This is a genomic window from Wolbachia endosymbiont of Mansonella ozzardi (genome assembly GCF_020278625.1).
Lineage (GTDB): Bacteria > Pseudomonadota > Alphaproteobacteria > Rickettsiales > Anaplasmataceae > Wolbachia.
Genome location: NZ_JADAKK010000046.1, coordinates 1 through 10142, shown reverse-complemented (window position 1 = coordinate 10142; position 10142 = coordinate 1). Strand labels below are relative to the sequence as shown.

The following is a 10142-nucleotide window of genomic DNA, read 5'->3' as shown; positions in this document are numbered from 1 at the left end:
TGCACAGATTGGGAAGTTAAATAAATAGCTTCATTACTATGACAAGGGTGACGGCTAAAGTTGTCAAGTAGTTTTTTTCACTTCATCCAACGCACTGCCAGAAATTTGTTATGCAAAAAGTTTATTGGGCTCTAATCAGAGAGAGGATTTTCTTACCTTTTCCTTGTTTTCGTTTTCATTTCTCACAATCTTTTTCCCACTCAATATATCTTTGATTTCATCTCCTGTTAAAGTCTCAAACTCCAGCAGGTTTTCAGCGATAAGTTCCAGGTCTTTGCAGCGTTTGGTCAGTATATTCCTTGCCTTTTCATAGCATGAAGATACAACTCGTTTTACTTCCTCATCTATGAGCTTTAGAGTGTCTTCAGAAATTATATCAGAACCATGCACATTTTGTTCACGATTGTGATATATCGGCCCTATTTTGTCACTCATTCCCCATTTTGTTACCATAGCGCGTGATAAACCAGATGCTTGCTTTATATCCGAAGATGCACCGCTTGTGATTTTATCATAACCAAAAATTAGCTCTTCTGCTACTCTTCCACCCATAGCAACAGTTATGTCTGTTACCATCTTTTCTCTCGTGTGAGATACTCTGTCTGTTTCCGGCAATCTCATGACTAAACCTAGGGCTCTACCCCTTGGAATGATAGTTGCCTTATGTATCGGATCGGAGGCAGGCATATTAACAGCAACTATTGCGTGGCCAGCCTCATGGTAAGCAGTGAGCTTTTTTTCTTCCTCTGTCATAACTAAGGAACGCCTTTCCACGCCCATCATCACTTTGTCACGTGCATATTCAAAATCATCCATAGTAACAATCTTTTTGTTTCTTCTTGCAGCAATGAGCGCAGATTCATTCACTAGGTTTGCTAAATCGGCACCTGAGAAACCTGGTGTTCCTCTTGCAACTGTTTTTACATTCACATCTGGTGCTATCGATATTTTCTTTATATGTGTATTTAATATCTTTTCACGCCCGTTTATATCAGGTAAAGAAATAGTGATCTGACGGTCAAAACGACCAGGTCTAAGCAGTGCTGGATCTAAAACATCTGGACGATTGGTTGCAGCAACTATTATCACACCTTCATTAGACTCAAAACCATCCATTTCAACTAATAACTGATTTAATGTTTGTTCTCTTTCATCATTGCCACCACCAAGACCAATGCCACGATGCCTACCCACTGCGTCTATTTCATCTATGAAAATTATACACGGAGCATGTTTCTTGCCTTGATCGAACATATCACGCACACGACTTGCGCCAACACCAACAAACATTTCGACAAAATCAGATCCAGAAATGCTAAAGAATGGCACATTAGCCTCACCTGCAATCGCACGAGCAAGTAGGGTCTTACCAGTTCCAGGAGAGCCAATCAAGAGGCACCCTTTTGGTATTTTTCCACCCAACACTTGAAATTTTTGCCTTTGTTTAAGAAAATCAACAATTTCTACCAATTCTTCCTTTGCTTCATCAATTCCAGCAACGTCGTCAAATGTCACTTTTTTTCCGCTAGTCATGAGTCTAGCTTTTGATTTGCCAAAGCTTATGGTTCTGTTGCCTCCTGCTTGCGTTTGTTTTAAAAGGAATAGTAATAACCCAATAAAAATAAACGTTGGGATCCATTGAATAAGTAATCCCCCAATGATGTTCATTGCAGAATCTCCAGTTGAAAAGGAGAATTTCACTTTTCTGTCATGCAAACTTTTTATTAAGTCACTATATATAACACCACTTGAGTTAAAACTTGACCCATCCCTAAACTTGCCTTCAATGTTCTGATTTTTTATGACAACGCTTTCTATTTCACTATCCTCCAGCCTAGTTAAAAACTCTGAAAAAGGTATAGTTGTTTTGCTTTTTCCTACATTTCCGCTAAACTGGATATAGGCAACCGAAACAAGTACAACTATTACTAGCCAAATTAGTAAGCCCTCTAAAAATTTTTTCATTGTTATTTTTGACTAAATATCAATTAAGCTTACCAGATTTTGTTTTATTATGCTATTAGTAATGCATTGAAATTTACCGTTATGGATATTTTCTTCATTATGATTTATATGAGAATAAGCCAGTATCTTTTCATCTTTTATCACCACGGGCAAAGAGTAAAAAACCTCAGAACAGCAGTTATAATCTTTTAAGAACTTAGGGATCTTATGTGCTTTCTTTAACGGAGAAATAATTACTGAACACTCCTGATCCCCAAGTATTGTGCAGCTGAATCTGTTATCCCATTCAACAGGCCCATTGAGTGGCAAACTTACGGATACTTCCTGTATTTTTGATGGCTCTCTAATTACCAATATGCTTCCTTTGTATTTCCTTATTTTACACTCAGAAAGCGTACAATGAAGATCGTTATCCTTTTGCAATATTTGGTTAAATATTGTAATAAGATTATTATATCTTGGCTTGTAGCGCTTACTACTGATTACCATTATAGAATAGAGCAGAAGCCTCAAGGCTATTTCTTCAGGCAATTTGTGAAATTCACCTAGTTTGATTTCAATGTAACCAAGATCATGAACATTAACACAGTCATTAAACGCAAGACGCGTGTAGTGCATCAGTGCTTTTGCAGCTCTTTTCATGTGAAGAGCTGTGAGGCATATTCGCTTTGTTAAAGTCTCTTGATTATCACTTACTTTAAGTAAGTTGCGGTATAACGTGCGCCTATATTTCAAATCTTGATTACTTCTGTCTTCAACCCATCTTAGCCGATGAAAGTTTGCGTATTTTTCTATTTCACTACGACTAAAACTCAATAACGGTCTTATTATGCAAATCCCATCATTCAAAAGGGACTTGTAATCCATAGATGACAACCCATCTATGCCGCTACCACGTTCAATCCTGAGTAAAAACGTCTCTGCTTGATCATCTTTATGATGAGCAATGAGTAGGTACTTAACATTATTACTTTTGCACCACTTCGTTAGCAGCTTATATCGTGCTTTTCGTGCTTGTGATTGGACATTACCTTTAATATTTTGTTTCTCCCAGTTTAATATGAACGACTCCTCTACTCCAAGTTCTTTTGCATAACCTACAGTAAATTCAGCTTCCTTCTGAGACTCTGGACGCAATGCATGATTTACTGTTAATGCTATAGGAATGGGATATTGTCTTTTTTTCGTCCAATTAATCATTAAATGCAATAAAGTTATACTGTCTATACCACCTGACACTGCAACTGCAACTTTATTGTTGTGGATAGCAAAATCTTTGATTACACCTTGAAATAATGACTCTAATTCCATTATGCCTCTTGCATAATTTGCTTTCTTAGGTCAATTATATAGAAAATAACACTTGTTAGTCCAACTGTGCTTTGTGTTCTTTTTTACCCTCCCTCCCTTACTTTATACTATTCCAAGTGCCTTTATATTTAGTTATCCCAGTGCTTGACACTGGGATCCTAGGTTTAATGCAAAAACTATTTCTTTGCTTCAGAAAATGAGAACTCCACCCTACGATTTTTAGCATGCTGTCTTTCATACTTGGAATTCTTAGAGTCGTCTTGCACATAAACTAAAGGCTCAGTTTCACCCCTAGAAGCAGTCTTTATTCTATTTTCTAGGTAAGGTGTACAACTAACCATAAATTTCTTAGCTGCATCTGCCCTTCTCTCGCCCAATGCAACATTGTACTCATGAGAACCACGATTGTCAGTATGACCAGTTACAGTAACCTTCATATCAGGGTTATTTTGCAATACCTCAATTACACCGAGCAATACATCTGCACCTGCCTCGCTGATATTAGATTTATCATAATCAAAAAAAACTCTTTTTCCACCTATCTGCTTAACAACAGAGTTCATTTTATTTGCTGTGCTCACTCCTTTCTTTGGACAAGAACTTACACCAGTAAGCAGTAAACAAAAACAGCACATTACAAACAACCTACTCCACATCACTAAACCTCCATAAATTTTAAAATAGTGCGTAACTTTAAATTTTAGTATTTAATAATCTCTCTATAGCAGTATAGTCAAGAAAAATAAAATACTAAATACTTTTCTACAGTCTTATAATTGATTTTCTAATTAAGGCGCTAGACTTTTGATGGAAAAACCTAGTAAAGACACAGAATACATAATTTTTTATTGTACTTTGAGTAAATATACTTTTAACTTTATTATTAATCTATTACGATATTAAACAGATGTTTTCTAAAAAATGAACAAATATGAAATCTCATAAATTCCTAGAGGAAGTATTGTGTAAGGTAAAGAGTATTGAAAATACGCTAAAAGTACTAAGCCAAAGCCAATTAAAAGTAGAAGACAAAGTTGAGCAAATGGGTCTTCTAGAAGAAATTAAACATGGAATTATTTCTCACGAGATAATAAAAGAATCATTAATAGAAGCAAGTGCTCTTGACAATAAAAAAAGGAGTGTTAGCAATCGGCAGCTAAAATTAATGGAGAGTATGCATAAAAGCAGCAGTGCTGTTCCTATCGATTTAGTAAAGTCTTTATCTCAGGCCAAAGTTGAGTGCCAAAATTTATGGAAGCTATCTCAGTCTGAAACTAGCAGCTTGGAAAAGCTGAAGAAGCACTTTGCTGATCTGGTTAAGCTTGTTCGCGAAGTGGTTTCTATAAAATCGCAGCAGTTAAAATGCTCGAAATACGACTCACTGCTTGCTGACTACGATTTTGATATCACAGAAAAGAGCATAAAGGAAATATTCCCTAAGGTAGGCAAATTTTTTTGTGAAAGTGTAGATAAAATAATTGAAAAGCAAAAGAAAGACAAAGCTATTGATATGCAGAAAGTTGCTACTCAAAGGCAGATTGAACTCGGCTCGCTGTGTCTACAGAAAATGGGTATTACATTATACCGTACTTCTTGTTATCACCCTATAGATTATAATGAATCTGATTTTTGTTGTGGTTTGTTTCTACTTTTACGATGTAGTGGTCATGAAATTTATCGAAAATGTTCAGCACAAAATTCTATAAGTAGCCCAATTACAGAACACGTTATGTGTGAAACCCAAGGATTATTTATGGAAAGGGTGATTGGAACATCTAGAGAGTTTATTGAGTTTATTCACCCATATATAAAAGAGAAATTTACCATAAAAGGTAAGAATAATACAAAATTTAGCAGTGTTGAGAATTTGTACTTGGTTTTCAATAAAATAAATCTTTCTTCCCTTTTAAAGAATGCGGATGAACTTAGTCTGTTAGCTCACATTATGCTGAGGACTAGATTAGAGCAGAATATAATAAATGGTACGTTGGAGGTCAAAGACCTCCATGATGCATGGTTGGAAGGTATGAAGCATTATAAAATTCCAGTAAAAGCTAAAAATGAACTAGACACTTATTTTCAAGATGAATACTGGGCGAGCGGAATCATTGGATATTTTCCCATTAAAATTATGGCTTTAATTACCGCTATACAGATTTTTTCTTTCATTAAAAAAGATCATTACGAACTCTTAGGCGCTATAATGAAAGGAGATTTTAGTTTACTTATCAGTTGGTTATCTCAAAATGTATGCAATGCAAAGTATGGTTTTTCGGATTTACTAAAAAAATTAACAGATAAGGGGTTAGACGTTGAATGCTGTACTAATTACTTATCTGAAAAATATAATTTGTCTCAATAAAATGCCTTTTTGAGTTGTATATGAATTTTTTCCAGAAATTAACTAGAAACTTTTTCACTTTTAAAGGTTTATTTGCTAGCGATATTGCTATAGATCTTGGCACTGCAAACACTTTAGTTTATCAAAAAAATCAAGGAATAGTGCTTGATGAGCCTTCAGTTGTAGCAAGAATAAAGGAAAAAGGAAGCTATGTTCCTTATGCCTTTGGTAAAAAAGCTAAAATGATGCTAGGAAAAACGCCCGCAGAAATAGAGGCAATCAGACCATTAAAAGATGGAGTCATTGCTGATTTTAAAAGTGCGGAAGAGATGCTGAAGTATTTCATACGCAGTGCAAATACAAAACTCACTGTTAACAAACCTAATATTATCATATGTGTTCCATCTGGTTCCACTCCAGTTGAAAGGCGTGCTATACAAGATGCAGCAGAAAGTGCTGGTGCAAATGAAGTATTTTTGATTGAAGAGCCAATGGCTGCAGCAATTGGTGCTGGACTTCCTGTTACCGAACCTGAGGGTTCTATGGTTGTTGATATAGGAGGCGGTACAACTGAAGTTGCAATTATTTCTTTAGGAGGAATTGTTTATTCACAGTCTTCCAGAGTGGGTGGCGATATTATGGATGAAGCAATAAAATCATACATTCGTGAAAACCATAAGTTATTGATTGGTGAAACAACAGCTGAAAAAATTAAGAAAAGCGTAGGTTCGGCTAGCCTACCGGGTGAAAATAACAAAGAAGGAATGATGATTAAAGGTAGAGACTTAGTGAGCGGTATGCCAAAAGAAATGCTTTTATCAGAATATCAGGTTGCAGAGAGTTTAATAGAGCCTGTGCATCAAATAATTTCTGCTATTAAGACAGCGTTAGAGAGCACTCCTCCTGAACTTTCTTCTGACATAGTCGATAAAGGGATAGTTTTATCTGGTGGTGGTGGATTATTACGCAATTTAGGCAGAGTTATTAGTGAAACAACAAAACTGCCAGTGCGTGTAGCAGATGACCCGCTTTGCTGCGTTGTCCTAGGTAGTGGCAAAGTACTTGAAAACATCGATTATTTTAGCCACGTTTTATTTAAGCAAGATTAATTATAAGGTAGTTCATTTTACAGCAAACTCTATCTCAAGCATAGAGCTACCATTTTAGTAGCGTAACATACAACTGCATGAACATTTTGATTTAAACCTACCAGGAGGATGCCATATAAGTATCCCTTTTCCTGTCATTCCAGCGCTTGAAGCACAGCTATACAAACATTCTGCTACTAGTAGGGTGCTGCCAGAGCTTGACACTGGCACCCAGGAAATTTTATTAAGCTGGTGAGTATAAAAGTTATGTTAAAATACAACGTTTTTGATGATCATGGAAAGGCTGAATCCAAGTGTTGGAGAACTGAGATGACACCGTCTGTTACGAAAATTACCTGCTAATTGCAATATTCGTACAACTGTGCGCGTGACGTTGGAGTCTAGTCTTTACTAGTTTTCTAAATCTCAGTGTCGGGGCACTGGGATGACACCCCGTGGTGCTGGGATGATACCATTCGTTGTAAAAAGAAATGTTCGTCTATGAATTGCAACTAGCTATAAACATTAAGAAACTTACTAAATGAAAAAGGCAAAATAAGGCTTGAGTGGAGAGTTTTGACTCTTTAGTACTTTAAATTAGCGCTATAATAACTTACTGATGTCCAGTTTAAGCGTGATTTGGATGAATGTGGAAAAATTTTAAAAGACATGCAGCTGCTATAATTTGATATAATCCACCAAAAAATACTCTGAGTTTTTTTACTGAAACTTTTCATTGAGCCTACAGATTAAAAACAAGTTTTGAGTTAAAAACACTCTTACTATTTAAGGTAATGAAGTTGTTAGAATTTGTCAAGCAGTTTTTTCGTTCTGTTTCTGTGGCTAAAAAACATAAATCCAGCCAGCTGCTGCAAAGGTATTGTTTTTTATCTCATAAACTTGACACGAAGTAATATTGTAGTTAATAGTTAAATATGTTTACTTAAGTTTGTCGTTGATAACCAGGATTAAATATGTTTATTTCTGAAGTTTTTGCAGCAGAGGCAGCTAGTAATGCATCAAGTGTTGGTGCGTCTTTTGCTAATTTTATTCCATTAATTTTAATAGTTGTGGTGTTTTATTTTTTTATTATCCGCCCACACCATAAAAGATTAAAAGAACTTAGAAAGATGATAGATCAAGTAAAGCACGGCGATACTGTTGCTACTTCTGGTGGGATAATAGGCACAGTCAACAAAGTTGACGAAGCAAATGCACAATTTATAGTAGAAATAGCACCAAAAGTTGAGATAAAAGTCCTAAAGTCCGCTATATCTGAAGTTCTAAATAAAGAGGCTCAAGCTAAACCAACTGAAAAAGGTAAAATTGAGAAGGACGACAAAAAGAATAAAAATCAGCCAGATAAAAGTAAAAAGGGACAAGACAATAAAAACAAAAATGCCTAATAACTCTAAAGAAAGGTTTGCTTGGTTGTGTGTGGAATACTTGGTGTAGTAAGTAGCGGTGATTCAGTAATACCAACTTTGCTAGCTGGGCTGCAGAAATTGGAATACAGGGGATACGATTCTTCAGGCATAGCAATCATAAATAATGAAGGCAGAATAGAAGTTAAAAAATCAGAAGGTAAAGCCGAAAGGTTATGTGAAGTTGTTGGCAACAGTAAGATGTCCAGCAGTACAGTTGGCATAGCACATACTCGCTGGGCTACACACGGAGTTCCAGGTCTCAAAAATGCTCATCCCATTCATATAAATGGTGTTGTTGTTGCCCATAATGGTATAATTGAGAATTACAATTTGCTGAAAAGGGGACTAGAAGAACAGGGAATGCCGTTTCATACTGACACCGATACAGAGGTCATACCAAATATGTTAACCCTATATCTCAATGGAGGATTGTCACCTGTTGACTCTCTATTTAAGTGTTTAAGTAACCTACATGGCTCGTTTGCTTTGGTCCTATTGTTTGCAGAACATAGAGATGCTCTATTTGTCGCAAAGAGAAACCTACCTTTAGCGATAGGCTATAACTGCAACACCGTATTTGCCGCATCTGATTCTAATACCTTAAATTCACTAGTGGACAGAATATCATACCTAGAAGATGACGACGTTGCAGTGATAAAATCTAGCGGGGTTAGTATATACAACAACGGTGCGCGAGTTAAACGCAGTATAGAAAATAATAGTTCAAGCAACTTTCTAATCAGCAAAAATGGTTACTCTAGCTTCATGCTAAAAGAGATTTTTGAGCAGTCTTGTGTATTAAACAAAACAGTAAACCACTTTTATAAAAAGTATACAGAGATAATATCTGCCAACAAAAAACTATTTTCTAGACTTAGTTATATTACCATAGTTGGGTGCGGGTCGTCTTATTTTGCTGGATTAATAGCGAAATATTGGCTGGAAAGCATTGCACAAGTCCGAGTATATCTGGAAATCTCGTCGGAATTTAGGTATAGCAACATTAAGCTGGAGAAAGGAAGTATTGGACTATTCATCTCTCAATCTGGCGAAACTGCAGATACCATCGAAGCATTGCGCTATGCAAAATCACAGAAGCAAACAATCATTAGCCTAACTAACACATTCAGCAGCAGCATTGAAAGAATCTCAGACATTGTGTTACATACTCTTGCTGGACCAGAAATTGGGGTTGCTTCAACAAAAACCTTTTCTGCGCAACTCGCAGTTTTGGCATGCCTTGCCTTAGAGCTTGCGAAAATAAAAGGTACGTTGGATGAAAAGAGAATAAAGCAACTGAGCAATGCTATCAACTCTATTTCAGAATATATTGAGTATGTTTTAAATCCGATGAAGATACAACATGTATCAGACAGTATATTAGAACATAGCAGCATCATTCTAATCGGTAGAGGAAGCTCATATGGAGTCGCAATGGAAGGTGCATTAAAAATAAAGGAACTTTCGTATATTAATACCATGGGTATTGCAGCGGGAGAGATGAAGCACGGTTCGATTGCTTTAATAGATTCATCTGTACTTGTCATAGCAATTATTCCATATGATAATTTATTTTTTAAAACGCTGTCCAATATACAAGAAATTATAGCAAGAAAAGGCAAAGTGATCGCTTTTAGTGAAAAGCAAGGAGTGTCGTTTCTAAGAGGAATTTGTAAAGACGTAATACAACTTCCAGACGTTGATAATTTCATTTCTCCAATCATCTACAGTATTGCTATGCAATTTCTTGCTTACACTACTGCAGTCAAGAAAGGATTGGATGCTGATTGCCCAAGAAATTTAGCTAAGTCTGTTACGGTTGAGTAGTTCATTTATAGTTAGGTACACAACTATACAAACATTGTAATATGAACATAGTAAACAATGCCATTCCATCACCTCTTCTCCTGTAATCCAAGCAGCCCTTCTCTTGTCATCCAAGTGACTTTTTTTCATCATTCCAGCAGTTGATACTAGGATCTACTGTCTAAAACATCAAGATAGAAATTA

7 protein-coding genes are annotated in these 10142 nt (G+C 36.1%); 4 read left to right on the top strand and 3 right to left on the bottom strand.

Features of this window, described 5'->3' with window-relative positions:
• Positions 1-135: 135 nt before the first annotated feature.
• The 3 genes from ftsH to IHO40_RS04595 form a co-directional block, all read right to left on the bottom strand.
• On the bottom strand, positions 136-1965 hold the full coding sequence (gene ftsH / locus IHO40_RS04605; RefSeq protein ID WP_225536976.1) for an ATP-dependent zinc metalloprotease FtsH: 1830 nt from the start codon (positions 1963-1965) through the stop codon (positions 136-138).
• A gap of 12 nt (positions 1966-1977) precedes the next feature.
• Positions 1978-3276 carry a tRNA lysidine(34) synthetase TilS gene (gene tilS / locus IHO40_RS04600; RefSeq protein ID WP_225536975.1) on the bottom strand — a complete coding sequence of 433 codons (1299 nt, stop codon included), beginning with the start codon at positions 3274-3276 and terminating at the stop codon, positions 1978-1980.
• Between the two features lie 176 nt (positions 3277-3452).
• Positions 3453-3932, bottom strand: coding sequence for an OmpA family protein (locus IHO40_RS04595; RefSeq protein WP_368666776.1), 480 nt, complete (start codon positions 3930-3932; stop codon positions 3453-3455).
• Between the two features lie 275 nt (positions 3933-4207).
• Between IHO40_RS04595 and IHO40_RS04590 the strand changes: the two genes are divergently transcribed.
• From IHO40_RS04590 to glmS, 4 genes are all read left to right on the top strand, one after another.
• Positions 4208-5638: a gluzincin family metallopeptidase gene (locus tag IHO40_RS04590; protein ID WP_225536973.1), complete on the top strand. Its 1431-nt coding sequence runs from the start codon at positions 4208-4210 to the stop codon at positions 5636-5638.
• A gap of 20 nt (positions 5639-5658) precedes the next feature.
• Entirely contained in the window at positions 5659-6726 is a 1068-nt protein-coding gene (locus tag IHO40_RS04585; protein WP_225536972.1) for a rod shape-determining protein, read from the top strand.
• Between the two features lie 953 nt (positions 6727-7679).
• Positions 7680-8111: a preprotein translocase subunit YajC gene (gene yajC, locus IHO40_RS04580; RefSeq protein WP_225536971.1), complete on the top strand. Its 432-nt coding sequence runs from the start codon at positions 7680-7682 to the stop codon at positions 8109-8111.
• A 27-nt stretch (positions 8112-8138) separates the two neighbouring features.
• Positions 8139-9959: a glutamine--fructose-6-phosphate transaminase (isomerizing) gene (glmS, locus tag IHO40_RS04575; RefSeq protein ID WP_225536977.1), complete on the top strand. Its 1821-nt coding sequence runs from the start codon at positions 8139-8141 to the stop codon at positions 9957-9959.
• The last annotated feature ends 183 nt before the right edge of the window (positions 9960-10142 follow it).